The sequence below is a fragment of the Enterococcus sp. DIV0774 genome, from assembly GCF_050539095.1.
In the GTDB taxonomy this organism is placed as follows: Bacteria; Bacillota; Bacilli; order Lactobacillales; family Enterococcaceae; genus Enterococcus; species Enterococcus faecalis.
Genome location: NZ_CP172923.1, coordinates 625,086 through 645,098, shown reverse-complemented (window position 1 = coordinate 645,098; position 20,013 = coordinate 625,086). Strand labels below are relative to the sequence as shown.

Genomic DNA, 20,013 nt, shown 5'->3' with positions numbered 1-20,013 from the left:
CCTGGTATGGATCGCAAGAATATCGCAACACGTTACCAACAACCTACTGAAAATTTACTCATGGATATTGCAACATTAGCGAAAAAGACCCCAAATTTAATCGATTTATCGATTGGTGATCCTGACTTAATTACCGATGAGCGGATTATCGAACAAGCAGCTAACGATGCCAAAAATGGGCATACAAAATATACCGCTTCTGATGGTAGCGAGGCATTCATTGAGGCGGTCATTCAGTTTTATCAGTCACATTATCAATTATCTTTTCAACCGAATCAAGTCCGGGCCACAGTTGGCGCTCTGCACGGGATGTACCTTGCCTTACAAGTGATTCTAAATCCTGGAGATGAAGTGATTATTCATGAACCTTACTTCTCTCCTTATAAAGACCAAGTTCTTTTAGCAGATGGCGTTCCGGTCTTTTTACCAACCTATGAAAAAGATGGTTTCCAAATTGATGTAGCTCTTTTGAAAGAAAAAATCACGCCTAAAACCAAAGCGATTATTCTTAATTCACCGAATAACCCGACAGGCGCTGTTTTCTCTGAAGAAACTTTCAGAGAAATTGCACAGGTAGCGATTGAACACAACTTATACATTCTTTCAGATGAAGTTTATGAAGCCTTTTGTTTCCAAGAAACGTTTACTCCCATGGCTACGTTTGCTCCAGAAAATACTATCACTTTTGGCAGCTTTTCAAAAGCCTTTGCAATGACTGGTTGGCGTATTGGTTATATGATTGCCCCAGACTATATTAACGAAGTAGCCAAATTAATTAATGAAGGCGTTACGTATTCTGCGCCTACGTTGTCACAGCAAGCAGGAATCTATGCGTTACAACATTTTGACGAATTTGTAGACCCAATCGTTGAAGTGTTCCAAACACGTTTAGAGTATGTGGCCCAACGAGTAGCAAAGATCCCTTTCCTTTCGCTTCATCCAGTCAAAGGAAGTATTTACGCCTTCATTAATATTCAAAAAACTGGACTAACTTCCGTCCCTTTTGTGGAAAAGCTTTTAAAAGAGACACAGGTATTAGTGATTCCTGGAAAAGCATTTGGTGAAACAACGGGCGATGAGTACATTCGCTTAGCCGCAACACAAAATTTAGATTTATTAAAGGAAGCGTTCGATCGAATTGAAAGAATGACCTTTGAATAAAAAAGCTTCTGCATTAGCTAATAATCATAGCTAATGCAGAAGCTTTTTAGATTTCTTCTATCAATTCAATCGCTTGCCCACCAACATGCGGTGGAATCGACATAGTCATCGGTGGCAAGCCCACGACTGTGAAACGGACTTTGGTTCCTTTTTTCAAGTGAGACAGTGGGATACTTTCCTCTAACTGTTCAACAAGTATGTTTAAAATTACCCCATGAGAAAATAAGGGAACAATGGATTCTGGATCACTTTCTGCTTGGATATTTTCTAAATGTAATCGCATTGACAATGGCTGCGTCTCATTTAACACACCAGCCTCTGCTAATTTCCCTGTAAAAACAGCAATTTTTTCAGTCATTTGTTTGCCTCCTTTTTAAACATCATATTGAAGAGAATTAATTCCATCCCCTAAAAATTCTGAAGCGTTGTTAAATTCGGCAGGATCATATTTGGTATAGGAAACTTGTAATGTCAAAGTAATATTTCTTAAGGTTTCAGAATGGGCAAATTTCTCTTGAGCTTGTTGTTTGAATTCTTTTCTAGTAGTGTATCCGTCATCCCCATCGCGGAAAATTAATAACGCCCAAGTCGGCGGTGTGCCGTCGATAAAGTATGGTAAGAAGCGATCATCCGTTGTCTCTTTAATCGCCGCTGTCACGATTTGTAGCAATTCATTTTTTTGTTCAGGACTTAATAAGTTACGAATACTTTCCCAATAGGCCACTCGGATCACGACTAAATATAACGGCGCTTCATAACGTGTAGAAATGTCAGAAAATAAATCGAATCCTTCCTCGTACATTTTTGCTGTTCTTAAATTAGTTACTGCATCTAACGCATTTAACCGTGAAGTTTCTTTACGTAAGCGAATATTTTCTTCTTCAATCGTACGAATTTGGTAAGTCACTGCATAGATTGTTAAACAGTAGAGCGGCGGCATGATTAGCCAAAATAATGAGCCATAGCTAAACAAATCATGATAGACATACTGATATACAACATAAGTCAATTGTAGAAAAATAAATATAAGCGAAAATGTTAACCCCGCTGTAATTCCTACAAAATAGGTAACGATAATTAAGATAACTGAAATTAATAGACAACTTAAGTCCACAAAAAAATCATTCGTTCCTAAGGCCATAAAGATGGTTGTGCCGACAACCAAAACAATTCCTACTAACAAAGTTAAATCCAAAAGTAAGGTCACTCGTTTTTGATTCACTCTATTCCCCACCTTTCAAATTCTTCTTCACGATGAAGAACGCACTTAATCCAATAATGGTCATACCAATTAAGAAGACAAATAGATAAATCATTAATTTATGATTATTGACAATTCGTTTACCTAATGATTCGTTGCTAACGTTGCTTACACGTTTTTTGAAACGATAATCATAGCGACGATAGTTCGGATCGACTACAATGGCATCTCCTTTGTACATAGAAGTATTCTTCTCTGTATTCACTTGTGTAGAGGCTAAAAAGACACCTTGTGATTTAGCTCCTGTTAAGATTAACGCCGCGGCTTTCGCATTATATGGAGAAAACATTAACTGCGCCGTACCGATTTGTTTACCATAATCTTTTTCGATACTCAGTTTCTCGTTTGAAACAAAACGTGTGAAGTCCTTATCATAATGGAAATACAACTGATCGTTTAACTTACGAATCATCGGATTATCCTTAGGCGTACCAAAAATAATCAAGTTATGATTTTCTAATGCCGCATTTTTAGGCGCTTTTTTATAATACGTAATCTCACCGACATTACTTTCGGCATAATTACCAATTAAGTTAAATAAATTGGTCAACACTTTAAAATAGTTGTCGTCCATTTTTTCTGGTAATAAAATCGCTAAATCAGCAAAAGAACGGCTTCTGATAAAAATGTTCGGATAGTTGTTAAATAATATGTCATTCAGTTCTTCTGTTTGAATAAATGCATTCGAATTATTTTCAATAAAGGCCCATGGAGTCTGACCATTTCGTAAAACTTCTGGTGATTTAACATTCAAATCAAAAGCAACTTTTAAAACAAAACTATCAGCAATTTCTAAGTTCTTTGGAAATTCGAGATTTAATTCATCACCGTTCGCACGAGCAGCGGTTAATTTCTTGCTGCCAATTGGTTTATCATTGGCGTAAACCGTCACTAAAGAAGAATCAAAATCTAAGTTTTCAGCGTATTTAAAATGTAAATGCACGCGACTGCCATTGGCATTGTTTCGATCCACTGGTAAATTGACAAAGTACGTTTGTTCTTGGTGATAGGCCCCTTCTAGCTTGTCCCCCGTTGAGGTTAATGGATAATTACCATCAAATTCTAAAGTTGAACTAAATGTATCGGTATTCTCATCAACTGTTGTCTCTTCTTTATCTGTTTGGGTCATTAATTCATAATTGGCTAAATAACGTCCCGCACGAACAAGTAAGTCCTCATCTTTAGAAGTAGCTACTAAAACATGCTTATCTGGTTGATTGAAAAATTTTAAGACAGCCTGGTCCTCCACACGTTTGCTATCAATTTGACTTTTATACTGATCTGGTAATTTATCATAGCTGGCAATAATCAACTGATAGGGTGCTGACTGTTCTTTGTTCAAAGAAGCCATTGGCAACAATTCTTCTGAGGTAGTAATCAAACGAGCAGCACCAGCTAACGCATGGGTCGCTGCAGCTAATTCTTTTTCCGATGCATTTTCTGGTGTCAAAATAACACTGTGTTTATTCGCAATCGTGTCTGCTCCCACAAAATGATTATAAAAAGAATGAATCGTATTCTCTGGTAATTGTAAATCGTATTGGAAGTTTACGTTAGATCCTTCATACATCGTTAACCAATTTGCCGGAGTTTCAATTAAATTATACATATCGTTTCCTGCCTGATTAATAATTTGGCCCTCAACAGTCAATGTATTTGTCTCTTTAATCAGTTCCAAAGGGATTTCAATCGTCTTTTGTTGAATACCAGTCGTATTTTCAGGACGCCAAGAATAAAACTTCACACCATTAACTGCCACAGTTAAATCTGAGGTCTGATTATTTTTTAATTGTGTGATTTGGTAAGTCATATTGAATGATGCTTTTTTTACGTCCCAATAATCAATTTTTGTAAAATACATGGTGCTACGGACAGAAGTACCTGTTAAAGAGATTGTTTTATTTTGAAAAGGTTGTGTAAAGGTATGGTTGTCTTGTTCTTTGTTTTCGGCGTATACGGTCGGACTTGCGACACCAATCAGAATTGCCAGAAAGAACAACCCTATTAAAGTGACTGTTTTTTGTTTCATTGCACGTTTCCTCCTTATTTAAATCGTTCAGTTTTGTACCATTTTGTTTGTGTTTGTTTATGAAAAACATTTTCTTTAATATACATCACCATGCCATAAGCGGCGACTACTAGCCACATCTGACTGTATGTAATATACATCAAGGCAATAATTAAGATATTCTCTAAAGTCATTTCGCCTTTTTCGGTCGTAATACTGACAAAAGTACTGAAAATAAATAACAAAATCGCTAACAACCATAAGGAATTGCTAAATCCTTGCAAGGTCGTTGTTAAGTAACCAGACATTGATAAAACTAACATGATGTCTGACAAAACGAGCGATGTCATTAAGAGAAAATAAATGGACAAGAAATATAAAATATCAAAACGGATCCGACTCGCTTTAGGATTAAACAATAATTTAGCATTTTTAACAATAACATAAATATTGCCTTTGACCCATCGCGTCCGTTGTCGGAACCAAACTGACAAAGTTTGCGGCTCTTGCTCCCACGTCACTGCTTTTGGTTGAAACTTAATTTTATAGCCCATCATATAGATGCGAAAACTGATTTCTGTATCTTCGGCTAACGCTTTGTCATCCCAGCCGCCAATGGCTTCAATAATACTACGACGAACAATGAAATTTGTGCCAGGAATCGTGCATAACTTAAATAATTGAAAACGACCGGCTTGTGCCATCCATTGAAAGGCAAGTGTTTCGATATTAATAAAGCGTGTCAACAAGCTTGCATTGCGATTTCTCGTTCTAAATTTACCAATAACCGCGCCGTATTCCTCACTAGCGATTAACTCTCCAACTAAATAACGGAGTGCATTCGGTTCAGGTGTATTGTCCGCATCATAAATGGCAATCACGTCCCCCTTGGCTTGCTTGAAACCAATGTTTAAGGCATTAGACTTACCTTTCCCACCTGTTATATTGTCTGTATTAATAATCTGCAAATTTCGATTAACCGCCTTTTTTTGGACGTTCGCTAAAAGCTCAGCACTATTATCACTTGAGTTGTCATTAATCACAATAATTTCATAGCGATCTTGCGGATAATTAAAATTCAATAACGCTTCAACTGTCCGCACAATGACAATTCCTTCATTATGGGCCGGCACCATAATTGAAACAAACGGCGCGTCTTCGTCCTCTACAGGTGGTGGTGCGACAGGATCTGTTTTTAAATAATAAACATAGCCAAAAATAACTAAGAGAATATTTACAATTAGTAGACTCCAAATAATGATAGTTGCTGTTAACATTACAATGTCAGCAATGGTCATTTGTCTTCCTCCTTATTAATATATTTCGACCGATAATTCTTTCGTCCAATCATAAACAAAATAATCAGGATGATTAAAGTCAGCGTGACAACGCCAATCAAAATATTGTTTGTGATACTGAAAAAGAATGAAAATAACCCTGTAAATCGTTGTTTTTCAACTGTTGAGGCCCCTGTATCAGCCAAACCATTGACAATTTGATTGTTTAAGAAGAACCGATTATTCCGAAATTCGATTTTCTGCGTTTGTGTTTGAACAGTGAAATGTTGATCCGCTTCTGAAACACTAAACACTATTGGTGCTTCCTTGACTTCTTGAATTAGATGATCCACTTCTTTTTTAGAATTTGGAAATGAAAAACTAATGGTGGTCGGCATTGGAAATCGATAGTCATTCGGATTATCTTTATCCGTCCATTCAATCCCCGATAAATAATCATACGGTAAATCAAACAAAGCATTCTTATAAGTGATTGATTCTCCCGTTTGGTTCCGATAAAAAACGCGTTCAATCGGCGGATTTTCTCTTAGAATCACTGTATCACTAATTGCTAGACCATCCTCTTGGTATTGAAGGTCTTGATTCCAGTATCCTGGAGCAGAAATGCCTACTGGATAGACATGTCTGTCGACCAATAAACTAATCTGCTGCTCCATCAATTGTTTCAAGGCACGTTGGTCATTTAAATCAACATTGTTAACGACCGGTGTTTCTAAGAAAATAACCCCCGTCGAAGCAAACGCACGTAACGCATTCGTAAATAGTTTATAAGGTAAAATCGTATTGTTTTGTGAAACGCTCGTACTGGATAAAATATAAGGATACGTGGTTTTAACTAATTCTTCTTGCAAATAGGTTGCCACAGACATATCTCTTAACGGGTTAAAATCAGAAATCGTCAAAAACGGCCGTGACATTTTTTCACTTTCCAGCCATTGACTAATTACGTCCAAGCTTTCTAAAAAAACAGCGCCTTTGCGTTCAAACATTGGGAGAAAAGCATGCCCATTCTCAATTACACCAAATGGATATTCTTCTGGTGCTAATTCTTGTGTTTTTAATCGACCAACTGTCTGACCTTGCGTATTTTCCAGCACAACTGATTGATCTTGAAAAGGCAATACTTGAGAAAAGCGGTTTTTTTCATCTTCTAACCGATATTGACGATGACTTAATTCTTTCCATGTACCGCTAAAATATTGTTTTTCATCGTCACGCATGTTTCGACCAATGTGTAATTGTTTGCCTTTAAAATGAACTCGATCCGCTAGAAAATCAGAGGCAATAACGCCGGCTTGTTCAGGCCAATTCACCATAGAAATCAAACTGTCATAGCCATCATTTAGCAATTCGCCAGGCACATAGTCTGACACCGCCACACTCTGAACTTCTACTCCAAAACTCGTCAACACTCGTTGTAAAGCATCCACATCATTTTCTTTTTTCCCGGCAATATTCAAGCTGTCATAGACAAGTAAGACATGTTTACTTGGTGCAGCCAGCGCCGGTTTGGCAAAGCCACAAAAAACGAAAAAGAGTAAGAAACACACCCAGCCAATAAGATATTGTTTATTTTTCAATTCCCTCTACCTCCCCAATGACTTGTGGTGTTGTATCTTGCCACATTCGTTTACCAATAATATCAGAAACAATTTGTAACAAGAGAAAATCTAAAAATACTGAGACTAAAAACAAATGACGTACTAAGTCACTATCCCCATCAATAATAATTGTTGAAATGAAAACAACTAATAAATTTAGATAAATTCCTGTCATTAAAAAGAAGCGAAAAACTAATCTGGGTTCGTTTCTCTTGAGTCCTCTGTATAAACCAACGCCATATAAACCAAACAGAATCACGCCTAATAATAGATAGAAAGCAAAGTTTTTAGGAAAAAAACTGGCTTTAATACGGTTATACACCATAAAAAATTTAGATTGTTCCAGCGGTGCACGCCCCGTCGTTTTCTCAAAATTCCCCACATTATTAGGCTTTACTAAGTAAACATTTGGGACCGCTGAATTCAGTCCTTGCCATAATTCAGATGGATAATTTAAATAATTCAATAACACCCATCCAAAACTCGTTTTATCAAAAAAATCTTTTTTCATTTGTTCAGAAGTTGGTGATACAGGACTGTATTCTTCAAAGTAGGAACGTCCCTTTTGCAACCCATATTGCGGGTTGATTCCGCCCTCTGACATCCGTTTATCCGGAACCTTACTATCCTTCATTACACCGCGCGTCATGCTGTGGTAGACATCACGTTCATAGATATCGTTAGGAACGATAAAAGCTGCTAACGTTGTAAAACCAATCAACGCAATTAAAAAGGCCGTCATTGACAATCGTTGGTAACGTTGTGACAAGTAGACAAAAAATCCTAATCCAGCAATAATTACGCCAATAATCAGCAAATATTCTTGGCGTGTTGTTCCTATTAAAAGTACTACTGCTTGTGCCAAGATAACTAAAACTATTCTTCTGAGCCAAGTTCGTGGTTTCGTCACCCGATAAAAATAGACTGAAAATGCTAAGACACTCACAGAAAGTAAAAAACTCGTTGCTTCTGTATAAAAGGAATTAAAATAAATCGTATAGGAGGTATCCCCCAAGATGAAAATAACCAACAAGGAGATAAGATAACTTTTTTTCAAAGATACGCCTTCGGTTAAGCCTCGTACCAGAATATAAATTGACACTAAAAAACAACTAAGATAAACGAAACCTAAGAAACGAATATCGAAAAGTGTTTGACTATAAAAAAGTTTATTAAGCCAAATGGCAATGGTGATGAAAAATTGTTGAGTGGAAACAAAGTGCGTCGTTGTTTCATTAAAATAACGCATAATTGAAAAGTCCTTAACAAAATAGGCCACATTGTCGTAGCTATCACCATTGACACGATAAAGACTATTTGAATTTAACACACGAAAATACTCGCCATTATCTCCCAAGCCATTAATCGGATAAACAAATAACAAAATGCTTGTCACTAACCCAATCCCTAAAACGGCCAAAAGACTTGGAGAAATATAACGACTCAACCATTTAAAAGCCGAGTTCATGTGTTTTTTGATCTTTTCCATGCTTTCACCTCATCTAGAAATCATAGGCCAAAAGAGCCATTAAGTTATTATAGGAATAGACTTGTTTCGTAACTTTATCACCAAATCCTCCATAAATCGGACTGCTTGAATCCATAATTTGAAAATTATTAAGTACTGTAATTGCCGCACGATACAACTCTTTGTCATTTTCGGCAACACCAATTAAAGCCGCTATCGCATAACTAGCTGCAGATTGATTTTTATCCACGGGCGATCCATTTAAATCATACGAGTTAAAAAGCGTTCCTTGCTGAACTTGTTTTCGCACAAAATCAATACTAGTCTGCTTCGCCATACCCACTTCACTTAAATGGACAATCGTTAATAAAGATTCAATAATATTAAGTGTTCCGTTGTTTTCGTATTTATTTGTTTGATGATTAAACTTCGTTTGATAAAGAGGTAAATCATCAGAAATATAGCCATCGTCTATTAATTGGTAATGATACTGCAAGTAGTCTGCTGAAATCCCAAATTCTTTGTATAAATAACCCAGCGTAATTAAGTCAATATAAAACAAAGAAGTTTCTGAAGACTGTTGTTTTGATTTACTATCGTAAAAATCAATTAGAATATTATCTTTCATAGAGGTTTTCATAAAACTCTTGCCTAATTTTTTAATTTCTTGATCATACTGATCTGTTTTAAAATGCCCCCCTGCTTCAATTAATGAACGAATGATCCGTAAATCATCAATCGAGGCATTGACATTGTACTTATTGCCTTGCTCGTCAATTCGGTAACTAAATTGGACGCCGTCGTAAAAGGTGTCTTTCGTCTGCTTGTAAAAATTATCAAAACGTCCCTGCGTATCAAAAGCTAAATTACGCAAATATAGACCCGAAGACTCACTTAGCAACTCATGTCCTGTGGCGACATCTTTGCGTTCAGCATCTGGTAAATAATTGGTTAAAAAGCCGCCGTCTGTTTTGAGCCGGGTTTCAATAAAAAACTTCAACAAATCTTTGCGTTCAGCGGTTTCTTTTGTGTGAAATTCATGTTTTGTTAAAAAATGTTGTTTGTCTGTCGACATTAAGCGTTGAATTTTTGGATTCACTTTTTCCACCTCTACTTTATAGGATTTTTCTCTAAACAAAAGAAAATATCCTCCCAGAAGCACCACGAATACCCCAATAAAAATCCAAAGTTTTCTCTTCATTGTTACGCCTCTTTTCCTCACTTCTTTATTGTCAGTGTACACAAAAGTACTTGTTTTTGCGAAACTTACGCTACCTCTTCAAGCGCAAGAAAAAAAGCAATCCATAAAAATAAAAGGATTGCTTTAACCGTTTCGTCGATCATTTCCTGTCATCGTAATCTCTTTTGACAGATAACGCACACGTTCCATAATTCGTCTGGCTTTTAGCGGCTCTTGTTCTCCTCGTTGCGTCACGGTTAAATGCTCTTCTAAAGCTTTTAAATCTAGATTGGAAGAGAAAAAAGTAACTAATTGTTCTTGCATTCGGTATTGCAAGATTACGCTTAAAACGTCGTCACGAATCCAACTAGTCATGGATTCCGCACCAATGTCATCAATCATTAATATAGGGGATTTTTTTACTGCATCGAGCTTTTCACCAACTTGATCGCGACCAATGGCTTGCTTCATTTCTACTGTAAATGTTGGAAAATGAACAATTGTCGTAGTAAATCCACGTTCTGCTAAAGCATTAGCCATCGCACCTAATAAGAAAGATTTTCCTACACCGAAGGGGCCTTGTAAATAGAGCCCTTTATGAAATTCTTTTGGTGTCGCAGGATATTCTCTTAAAAATTGCATTGCTTCTGCTAACGCTTTGGCTCGACCTTGAGAAGATGGATCGAAATCTCGTAAATTTGCTTCTCGGACATCTTTTGGCATGTCCATTGCCCTTACTCGATTACGAATTTCTTCTTCCTTCTGACGGGCGATTAAATCAGCCGTTGGGACATATGTTACATCAATGTAATGAAAATTCAACATTAATCTTGGCTCATAGCCGGGGGCAATCATTGCCGGATCGTTTAATTGAAATTTCTTTTTTTCTTGAACAAATTCATACAGCTTAGCATAACTTTTACGAATATCTTCATCGGTTAAACGCTCTCGGTTTGCTTGTATAAAGGCTTGAACATCTTGATCTTTCAATACTTCGTTAACCAGCTCTTCATATCGTTCATTGATGTCACGCTTCTGGATAATTTTTGACATTTCTTTTCCTACGTCTTCCATCATTGGTCACCTCCTTGGTTTAAAAATTCTTGAATTTGTCGATCTAACTCGGCTTGTTCTTCTGGGGAAAGTTTTGTTTCATCGTTTGGCTGATCTGCCCATTCTGGCAATCGCTCTTGTCGAACAGTTTGGCGTTTCCCTGAATAATTTTGTTGTCGCTGTTTTTGTTTGGTTTGGCTTTGTTTTGCCAATTCTCTGACATGTTCAATTGCTTTTTCTGGTGAATGAATGCCACTTTGTCCCCATTCATTCGCAATTCGATTCACATACTCCGCTTTTAAAGTCGGTTGTTGTTGAATATTGTAAACATAGTTAATCAAAATATTAATCACACTAGTCGGTAAGCCTGATTTGGCAACCAAATATTTCACTAATGAACGTTCTTGTGGTGTCGTATAGCCGCCTCGACTATTTTTTAAAGCTTCTAAATATTGAATAGGCGGATTCTTTTCACTATCCATAATCATTTGAATATCCAGTTCAGAAAAACCATTCATTTTTAATGCGTTATATCGATACGTTTGTTGCTCTTCCACCGTCAATTGTGCTTGCTTGTTTGTCACTACGTTTGTTGATTGTGGTTTTTTATCAGGATCAAACGCTTGATGAATCGTTCGCACTAATTCCTTAGGCAAAATTCGACTTGTATAATAGTCAAATGATTTCGAAGCAAAGTCTACCATATCTAACTCATTGATGCCATATAATTGATGAAAAACATAGACTTCTTCTTGAAAACTAGCCTCATCTTCAGGCAGTTGTAAACCTAAACGGTGCAAACCTTCCACAAAATAGTGCCAATCAAAAGAATCCGTTGATACAGAAATTTTCTTCGCTTTTTCTTGTTGAGAAAAAGTTTCTTGAATCGTTGTCAATCGGTTCGCTTCGGAAACAATTTGTTCTTCTTTAAAGGCATAAACCTCTTGAAAGCTAGCGGAAACATTTTGATAGCCCTCTGTTTTGGTAGGATGCGGTTGGAACTTTTGCACTAATTGATCAAATTTCCGTTGTCCAACCCGGTTAAATAACACTAAAGCTAACACTTCATCTTTAAAAAAACGAGCGGCTGTTTCAGGTGCTTTTAAATAATATAAATAACAATCTCCTAATTCCCGATCTGTTTTTTTATACGTTTCTAGCAACCCAATGCCTTCTAATTTGTAGCAAGCTTCTTCTAATTGTTGGCAACTCAAGTCCAGCAAACTAATTAAATCTGCATGAAACAGCGAGCCATTCTCCTCTGAGTCTGTTGTTTCAGATAACAAAAGCCAATATAAACTAAACGCATTGGCGCCGACAATTGGTTGATATAAAAAGGTTAAAACCTCTTTCTCTTGATCAGAAAGCGGTGAATCAATAACCGCTTGAAAAATATTTTTTGGTTGGATTCTTTGCCGATTTCCTTTCAAAGAAAGACCTCCTTTTTAATTTTCTGAGTCAGGAGAAGAAGATTTTGCTTTGTCGACAATGTCCTGTAACTCTTTCAAAAACACGCTCATATCTTTGAATTGTCGATAAACACTCGCAAAGCGGATGTAGGCAATTTCATCTAGATTGACTAAATCTTCCATCACATATTCACCGATAAGCGTTGTAGAGACTTCATTTTCCCCTAAACTACGCACTCGATTTTCAACATTATCGACAATTTGAACCATTTGTTCCATAGCAACGGGTCTTTTTTCCGCAGAGCGAATGAGCCCACGCAAAATTTTATCACGATTAAATTCTTCACGATCCCCATTTTTCTTGATTACAAGTAATGGCGCCGCTTCAATTCTTTCAAATGTAGTGAACCGATAACTGCAATTTTCACATTCACGACGACGGCGAATTGCACGTCCATCATCTGCTTGACGGCTATCAATAACACGGGAATTATTATGATGACATCTTGGACAACGCATAACGTTCACCTCTTCTATTCTGTATAATTTTTGTTGCCTATATTATAACATGAAATTGCGCTATTACTAGGTCTTTAGAACTGGTTCTTAGTTGAATCTTTGCCATTCTTTAATAAAAACAAAGACTTTCACTGTTTTTTCTGAAATTTTCAAAACATTTTACGCCATTTAAAAAATATTCACTTCTTTCCAGTTTGTTCCTCTAGCCACTTCTTCACTTGTTGTTCCGTTTCTTCTCTAGTTCCTTGATTATCAAAAACGATATCTGCTCGTTCTTTTTTCATTTCAATCGACCATTGGCTAGCAATTCGTTGTTGCGCTTCTTCTTCTGTTAATTGGTTTCGGGCCATCAGACGCTCTTTTTGAATCTTTTCTGGTACATATACCACAGCAACTTGATCCATGATCGCCTCATAATGAGCTTCATAAAGCAGAGGAATATCAACAATAACCAGGGAGGCTTTCTTTTTAGCTTCTTCAATTTGACGTAAAATTTCTTTTCTTAAAAAAGGTTTCAGCGTTTCATTTAACAGCTCTCTTTTTTGAGGACTAGCGAAAATTAATTGTCCTAATTTTTTCCGATCCAATTCACCAGTTGTTAATACTATTTCTGGTCCGAAAGTTTCAACGATTGCGGCTAAGGCTGGTTGCCCTTTTGCAACAATTTCGCGGGCGATAATGTCGCCGTCAACAATTGGATAACCCGCTTTTTTAAAAAGAGCAACAACCGTACTTTTACCTGTCGCAATCCCTCCTGTAATCCCTAAAACTTTTGTCATTTCAATCGACGACCTTTCAATTGTTGGCATTGTGGACAATAATGAGTACCACGTTGTGCCACTTTTGTTTTAACAATTGGCGTACCACAACGATTGCAAGGTAAGCCTGTTTGCCCATAGACATTCAACGCTACTTGAAAAGTCCCTGCTTCTCCTAACGCGTTTAGATAGGTGCGGATGGTGGTTCCACCTGCTTCAACAGCGCGTGCCAAGACGTCAATGATTGCTTGATACAACGTAGCAACTTCCGCAGGTTTTAAGGAATCTGCTGGTTGTTCTGGATGGATTTGCGCTTGCCAAAGTGCTTCATCTACATAAATATTCCCCAAGCCCGTCACTAGCTTTTGATCTAACAGTAATGGCTTAATTGCCTTATGATGCTTTTTCAATCCTTGTTGAAAAGCAGCTAATTGAAAAACGTCTGGTGTTGGCTCTGGGCCCAAAGCTAAAATCCCTTTATATTGATGACCTTGATTCTTAGGAACCAATGTCATACGGCCAAATTTCCGTACATCTAAATAACGTAATTGCGTGCCATCTGTAAAAGTAAACATTACATGGGTATGTTTGGCAATTTCATCATCAGCCTTATGAAATTCATATTTTCCTTCCATCCGTAAGTGAGAAATCATATCATTATCAGACAATTTAAAAATCAGAAATTTTCCTCTTCGCTCAATCCCTTCAATCGTTTGACCAGCTAATTGACCTTGAAATACATCAACTTCTGGTGATTCAATAATTCTTGGCCAAAAAACAATGACTTCTTGAATGGTTTTTCCTACAACAAGTTTTTCAAGTCCTTTTCGCACTGTTTCTACTTCTGGTAATTCTGGCATTATTTTTGCTCCTTTATATAAAGAGGTCTGAACGCTTAGATATCAACGTCCAGATCCTACTTATCCTTATTTTATTCATCGTTCTTAATGGGTAAGCTATTATTTTGCTTCATACCATGTTTTTCCCCAACTGCTATCGGTGATAAGTGGCACATGTAAGGAAACTGCGTGCTCCATCACTTCTTTGACGAGTTGATTTAATTGTTCTAATTCTGATTCTGGTACTTCAAAAACTAATTCATCGTGCACTTGTAATAACATTGTCGCTTGTAATTTTTCTTCTTTTAAACGACGCGCCATTTCAATCATCGCAATTTTTAAAATATCTGCGGCACTTCCCTGAATCGGTGTATTAATCGCTGTACGTTCAGCGAACGAACGTAGATTAAAGTTTCTTGAATTAATATCACTTAAATAACGACGGCGATGATACAATGTTTCCACATAGCCTTTGTCTTTGGCATCGCGGACTATCTCTTCCATATACTGCTTCACGCCTGGATATTTTTCAAAATAGGTGTCAATATATTGTTGTGCTTGCTTCCTAGTAATGCCTAAGTTTTGGGACAAGCCATAATCACTGATACCATAGACAATTCCAAAATTCACTGCTTTAGCTTGACGACGCATGTTAGGTGTGACATCTTCTGCTTTTTCAACACCGAAAACTCGCATTGCAGTGCTGGCATGGATATCTTGTCCTTCCACAAACGCTTCTTTTAAATGCTCATCATTAGAAATATGCGCGAGCACACGTAACTCAATTTGAGAGTAATCAGAAGAGAAAATCAACCAATTATCCTCTCTTGGTACGAAGGCTTCTCTAATTTTTCGGCCTTCTTCTAAACGGATAGGAATGTTTTGTAAATTGGGATCTACTGAGCTTAATCGTCCTGTTTGTGTCAGTGTTTGTACATACCGAGTATGAATTTTATTATCTGGCTGAATTACTTTTAAGAGTCCTTCAACATAGGTCGATTGAATTTTGGCAATTTGACGATAAGTTAAAATATCTGCCACAATTGGTGCTTGTTCTTTTAGTTGTTCTAAAACATCTACCGCTGTTGAATAGCCGGTTTTCGTCTTTTTGATCACAGGTAAGCCCATTTTTTCAAATAAAATAACGCCTAATTGTTTAGGTGAATTCAAATTAAATTCTTCGCCAGCTTCTGCATAGATTTTTTCTTCGATTTCTTTCAGACGTTCTGAAAATTCTACTTGCATTTCTTTTAAGCGCGTGGCATCAACACGGATACCAGTTATTTCCATATCGCCTAAAATACGAGAAAGTGGTAATTCCATTTTATAGAATAAATCAGCTTGATTCTTTTCTGTTAATTCGCTATCTAATTTGCTTGTTAAAAATTGAATTGCTTTAATCTTACGTGCTAAATGACCAAAGAAAACTTCTTCGTCCTCTGGCAAGCCTTTTTTGGCCCCTTTTCCATAAATCGCTTCATCAGATTGAATCGCATCATATCCGTAATGTTGTGCTACGCCTTCAATATCAGCGTTATTGTCATTGGTATCAAGTAAATAAGCAGCCAATAAAACATCAAAGGCAATTCCTGTCATTTTTCCTACATAGCGATTTAGTGCAACGTACGTCCGTTTTGCATCATAGACATTTTTTTTACGTGTCTCATCCATCAACCAGTCGATAAATGGCTGACTTTCAAAAACAGCTAAATTATTCGTGGTATAAATCTTCTTGTTATTGCCCCAAGCAAGGCCGACAATCGGTGACGTATGATAGTTATCTGCCATCATCTCAACATAAAGAGCCATATCGTCTGTAAACATTTCATTGGTTAACTGATCTTCAACTACTTCAAATAAAATATCTTCCATTTCAACAGGTTCTTCTGTAATGTCCAACTTAGCTAAAAATTGTTTAAAATCCATTTCTTTATAAAAAGAAACCAATTTTTCTAAGTTTTTCCCTTCATATGCCAAGTCTTCCACATTGACTTCGACTGGTGCATTGACTTCAATTGTCGCTAAGCGTTTAGAAAGAAAGGCTTGCTCTTTATCATTAATCAAGTTTTCTTTCATTTTGCTTTTTTTCATTTCATCGATATTCTCATAAACCCCTTCAACTGAGCCATATTGTTTTAACAGCTTAATCGCAGTTTTCTCACCGATTTTCGTTACACCTGGAATGTTATCCGACGTGTCGCCAGCCAACCCTTTCATATCAATAATTTGCTTAGGCGTTAACCCATCATATTTTTCAGCAATATGCTCAGGCGTATATGATTCAATATCGCTAACTCCTTTAACAGTGATATCTACTTTGACAGTGTCCGTCGCTAATTGCGTCAAATCTCGGTCCCCTGATAACACAACAACATCAAATTCATCTTTATCAACTTTGTTGGCTAATGTACCAATAATATCATCTGCTTCATAGTTAGGTAGTTCATAATATTTTACGCCTAAACCTTCTAAAAGTTCACGAATATACGGCATTTGTTCTTTAAATTCCCCCGGTGTTTTTGAACGTCCGGCTTTATATTCTGAATAAAATTCTGTTCTGAATGTGGTTTTCCCTGCATCAAAAGCGACTAAAACATGAGTAGGCATTTCTTTTTGCATTACATTTTCAAACATATTGTTAAATGCATAAATAGCATTTGTATGCAAGCCGTTCTTATTTTTGAATCGTTCTAATGAGTTATGTAGCGCAAAAAATGCACGAAAGGCTACACTGTTTCCATCAACGAGTAATAATTTTTTTTTGGTCATTTTTTTCCCCTCATCTTTAGCAAACTAGTTTCCTTTCTATTTTAACAAAAAACTACAGAATTTGCAGTAGACGGCGATTGCAGAATGAAAGAAAAAGGTATTTGACATAGTTCCTTAGTGACAACTATATCAAATACCAAAATCAATCAGCAATACACGCTGGATCTTCACAAGTATGAGAATCTTTTTTACGGCAAAACATTTCCCGCTGCACGATAAATATCGTACCAATCTTCGCGACTAATCACAATGTCTGCTGCTTTAGCAATTTCTTCAATTCTACCAAGATTCATACTTCCTGCGATGACTTGCATATTAGCAGGGTGGCGCAGAATCCAGCTGCTGGCTAAACCAGTTGGCGTTGTTTGATATTTTTCAGCCAATTCGTTTAATTTTTGATTTAACTCAGGGAATTTTTCATTTCCAATAAAGACACCTTCAAAATAACCATATTGGTACGGTGACCATGCTTGAATAGTCATTTGTTTCAACCGTGAATAATCTAAAATACCATGATCATAATCAATGCTTCCTGATATTTCCATATTTGTTTGTAAGCCTTGATCCACCATGCCAGTATGCTTGATGCCAAATTGTAATTGATTGGCTAATAATGGTTGTTTAACAGCTGTTTTTAAAAGTTCAATTTGTCCTGGCGTTTGGTTACTTACACCAAAATAGCGAACTTTCCCTTGTTTTTCTAATAAATGAAAAGCTTCAGCTACTTCTTCTGGTTCCACTAAAGTATCTGGACGATGCAACAATAATGCATCGACTGAATCTACACCTAAACGCTGTAAACTCCCTTCGACCGCTTCTAAAATATGTGCTTTTGAAAAGTCAAAAAAGCCTTGACGAATCCCACATTTTGTTTGTATAAAAATATCTTCACGACGAATGGTACTTTCTTTTAAGGCCTTACCAAAAATGGTTTCGCAGTCGCCGCCACCATAAATGTCGGCGTGATCAAAAAATGTAATGCCATGATCATAAGCAGTTTCAATTACCTGTTGAGGATTTTCAGCACCATTTAAGCGCATACATCCTAAGATAACCGAAGAAACTGTTTCGTCACTTGTACCAAATTGCAGTTGTTTCATTTTAATATCCTCCTCATCCATTCCTCTTACTTCTTCATTTTAACATTATTTAGACAAAATTGGACTTCTTACGATAGATTCGCTTCGACTTTTTCAAAAAAAGCAGGAGATAATTCCTCTGGCAAATAAACAACTGTCTCAGAAGAAAGCGCTACGTTCATCTGAAACAAATGATTGACGATTACTAGATGTGCTTGGTGAAGTTGATACGTTGGTTTTCCATAAATAATTGTAATATTCTTTTTTTCACTGAAATAGCTTTTTATAGATTGTCCCAACGCTTGTTCCTTTTCTGGAGGAAAGTCCGTCAATAGGCAAATAATATATTTTTTTTCATATAAAATCGGGTCAAATAAATCTAGGATGTGATAAAAATAGCAACTCGTCAATTCCCGTTCTTTTACTGAAGTAAAGACTGGATATAGGCGTTTTAAAAGCCTAATAAGTTTTTGTAATCTGTGCCAGGTTTGTTGATAACGAGCAGCAAGTGTTTGTTCCTGTTTATGAGCTGGCAACCATGCTTGTCCGTCTAATAAACTATTCATATGCGTACTTAAAAATCGACATAAATGAATTTCTTGATAATTAAAATGATGTTGTGTAAAATTTCTCCTAATTTCTTTCATAATAAAAATAGCTGTTTTTAAGCATAAACTTTCTATTTTCATTTGCTCATGAATAAAATACTTTCGCGCTCTCTTGCCAAAACAACCACCAAAATGTGCTTCAAGAATCACAAATAACGCTTTTTGTTCTTTAAGAGACATAAAAGAAGTGCTCAACACTTCCACACGAAATAAATAAAAAAAAGCACTTGTTTGTTGAAATAAATTAGCATTTGACACTGAAATTTCATGCCCGCCTCTATATCGTTTCTCCCAAATATAAATTAGCCAACTAAGATGATTCTGTTGTGCTACATTTAAATCCAACTCAAAAAAGGTAATGATTTTCCGAGTCATTTCTCTGTTTTCTTCCAGACAGCTTTCTTGAAAAAACAAATAAAAACAAAGGATTAACTGTCGAATTTGCCATTCATTGCCAGTTAAATCGTAATGTTTTTGACGTACAATAATATCAAAATTAACTAGCCAACGTCGAATATTAGAAAGTTTCTTCCGAAGAGTTGATTCCTGTAATCCCAATACCTGGGTCAATTGCGCATAATTGATTCGCTCTTCAATTAGACAACGTAAAATATAAAATTCGGGAATAAAATAACAAAATTTTTGTCTAAATCGAGCCAAGCCACAAACGCATAATTCACGATATTTTACAATTCCTTTGGTCGTTGTATAAATCTTACAAAGCCCTTCTATCTTAAACGTTTCCTGCTTTTTTTCAAAACGTTGAATGTAACAATGGATGGTTTTGTCGCTCACCTTTAGTTTTTCTGCAGCCATCAAAACAGAAAATGTCTGCTCTTGTTGCAGTAAATCCAACAATTCCAACATATTTTTATGTTCAAAAGACAATAATTCCTTGAAATCCATATATCGTCCCCTTTCACTCCCTTGTTATAAGAATACGTCAAATAAGGCAAAAATTTTTTTAAGAAGAAAAAAATAGAGAACAAAAAGTATTGATTA

16 protein-coding genes are annotated in these 20,013 nt (G+C 36.4%); 1 reads left to right on the top strand and 15 read right to left on the bottom strand.

Annotated elements, in window-relative coordinates:
* The first annotated feature begins 6 nt into the window (after window positions 1-6).
* A complete protein-coding gene (locus IGL86_RS03145) occupies window positions 7-1,161 on the top strand; it encodes a pyridoxal phosphate-dependent aminotransferase (protein WP_010828609.1) in 1,155 nt (384 codons plus the stop codon).
* A 46-nt stretch (window positions 1,162-1,207) separates the two neighbouring features.
* On the opposite strand, the gene IGL86_RS03140 is transcribed toward IGL86_RS03145, so the two are convergent.
* From IGL86_RS03140 to IGL86_RS03070, 15 genes are all read right to left on the bottom strand, one after another.
* Window positions 1,208-1,519 (bottom strand): hypothetical protein, encoded by a 312-nt coding sequence (locus IGL86_RS03140; protein ID WP_002366283.1) that lies wholly within the window; start codon window positions 1,517-1,519, stop codon window positions 1,208-1,210.
* A gap of 15 nt (window positions 1,520-1,534) precedes the next feature.
* Complete coding sequence (locus tag IGL86_RS03135; RefSeq protein ID WP_002385041.1) at window positions 1,535-2,395, bottom strand: hypothetical protein; 861 nt, start codon at window positions 2,393-2,395, stop codon at window positions 1,535-1,537.
* Window positions 2,385-4,451: a cellulose biosynthesis cyclic di-GMP-binding regulatory protein BcsB gene (locus IGL86_RS03130; protein ID WP_002373524.1), complete on the bottom strand. Its 2,067-nt coding sequence runs from the start codon at window positions 4,449-4,451 to the stop codon at window positions 2,385-2,387. The genes IGL86_RS03135 and IGL86_RS03130 overlap by 11 nt, the downstream gene beginning before the upstream one ends.
* Before the next feature lie 14 nt (window positions 4,452-4,465).
* Window positions 4,466-5,728, bottom strand: coding sequence for a glycosyltransferase (locus IGL86_RS03125; protein ID WP_002355764.1), 1,263 nt, complete (start codon window positions 5,726-5,728; stop codon window positions 4,466-4,468).
* Window positions 5,725-7,308 carry a hypothetical protein gene (locus IGL86_RS03120; RefSeq protein ID WP_002355763.1) on the bottom strand — a complete coding sequence of 528 codons (1,584 nt, stop codon included), beginning with the start codon at window positions 7,306-7,308 and terminating at the stop codon, window positions 5,725-5,727. Before IGL86_RS03120 ends, IGL86_RS03125 begins: the two co-directional genes overlap by 4 nt.
* Complete coding sequence (locus tag IGL86_RS03115) at window positions 7,298-8,818, bottom strand: membrane protein (protein WP_033626070.1); 1,521 nt, start codon at window positions 8,816-8,818, stop codon at window positions 7,298-7,300. Before IGL86_RS03115 ends, IGL86_RS03120 begins: the two co-directional genes overlap by 11 nt.
* 13 nt (window positions 8,819-8,831) lie before the next feature.
* Window positions 8,832-10,040: a hypothetical protein gene (locus IGL86_RS03110; RefSeq protein WP_002385036.1), complete on the bottom strand. Its 1,209-nt coding sequence runs from the start codon at window positions 10,038-10,040 to the stop codon at window positions 8,832-8,834.
* Between the two features lie 81 nt (window positions 10,041-10,121).
* Window positions 10,122-11,051, bottom strand: coding sequence for a primosomal protein DnaI (gene dnaI / locus IGL86_RS03105; protein WP_002355760.1), 930 nt, complete (start codon window positions 11,049-11,051; stop codon window positions 10,122-10,124).
* Window positions 11,051-12,460 carry a replication initiation and membrane attachment family protein gene (locus tag IGL86_RS03100; RefSeq protein ID WP_033626069.1) on the bottom strand — a complete coding sequence of 470 codons (1,410 nt, stop codon included), beginning with the start codon at window positions 12,458-12,460 and terminating at the stop codon, window positions 11,051-11,053. Before IGL86_RS03100 ends, dnaI begins: the two co-directional genes overlap by 1 nt.
* 15 nt (window positions 12,461-12,475) lie before the next feature.
* Window positions 12,476-12,958, bottom strand: coding sequence for a transcriptional regulator NrdR (gene nrdR, locus IGL86_RS03095; RefSeq protein ID WP_002381296.1), 483 nt, complete (start codon window positions 12,956-12,958; stop codon window positions 12,476-12,478).
* A 179-nt stretch (window positions 12,959-13,137) separates the two neighbouring features.
* Window positions 13,138-13,737: a dephospho-CoA kinase gene (gene coaE / locus IGL86_RS03090; RefSeq protein WP_033626068.1), complete on the bottom strand. Its 600-nt coding sequence runs from the start codon at window positions 13,735-13,737 to the stop codon at window positions 13,138-13,140.
* Window positions 13,734-14,576: a DNA-formamidopyrimidine glycosylase gene (gene mutM / locus IGL86_RS03085; RefSeq protein WP_002373518.1), complete on the bottom strand. Its 843-nt coding sequence runs from the start codon at window positions 14,574-14,576 to the stop codon at window positions 13,734-13,736. The genes coaE and mutM overlap by 4 nt, the downstream gene beginning before the upstream one ends.
* A 99-nt stretch (window positions 14,577-14,675) precedes the next feature.
* Complete coding sequence (polA, locus tag IGL86_RS03080; RefSeq protein WP_033626067.1) at window positions 14,676-17,324, bottom strand: DNA polymerase I; 2,649 nt, start codon at window positions 17,322-17,324, stop codon at window positions 14,676-14,678.
* A gap of 188 nt (window positions 17,325-17,512) precedes the next feature.
* A complete protein-coding gene (locus tag IGL86_RS03075) occupies window positions 17,513-18,424 on the bottom strand; it encodes an aldo/keto reductase (protein WP_033626066.1) in 912 nt (303 codons plus the stop codon).
* A 68-nt stretch (window positions 18,425-18,492) separates the two neighbouring features.
* Window positions 18,493-19,917 (bottom strand): helix-turn-helix domain-containing protein, encoded by a 1,425-nt coding sequence (locus IGL86_RS03070; RefSeq protein ID WP_033626065.1) that lies wholly within the window; start codon window positions 19,915-19,917, stop codon window positions 18,493-18,495.
* Window positions 19,918-20,013 lie beyond the last annotated feature (96 nt).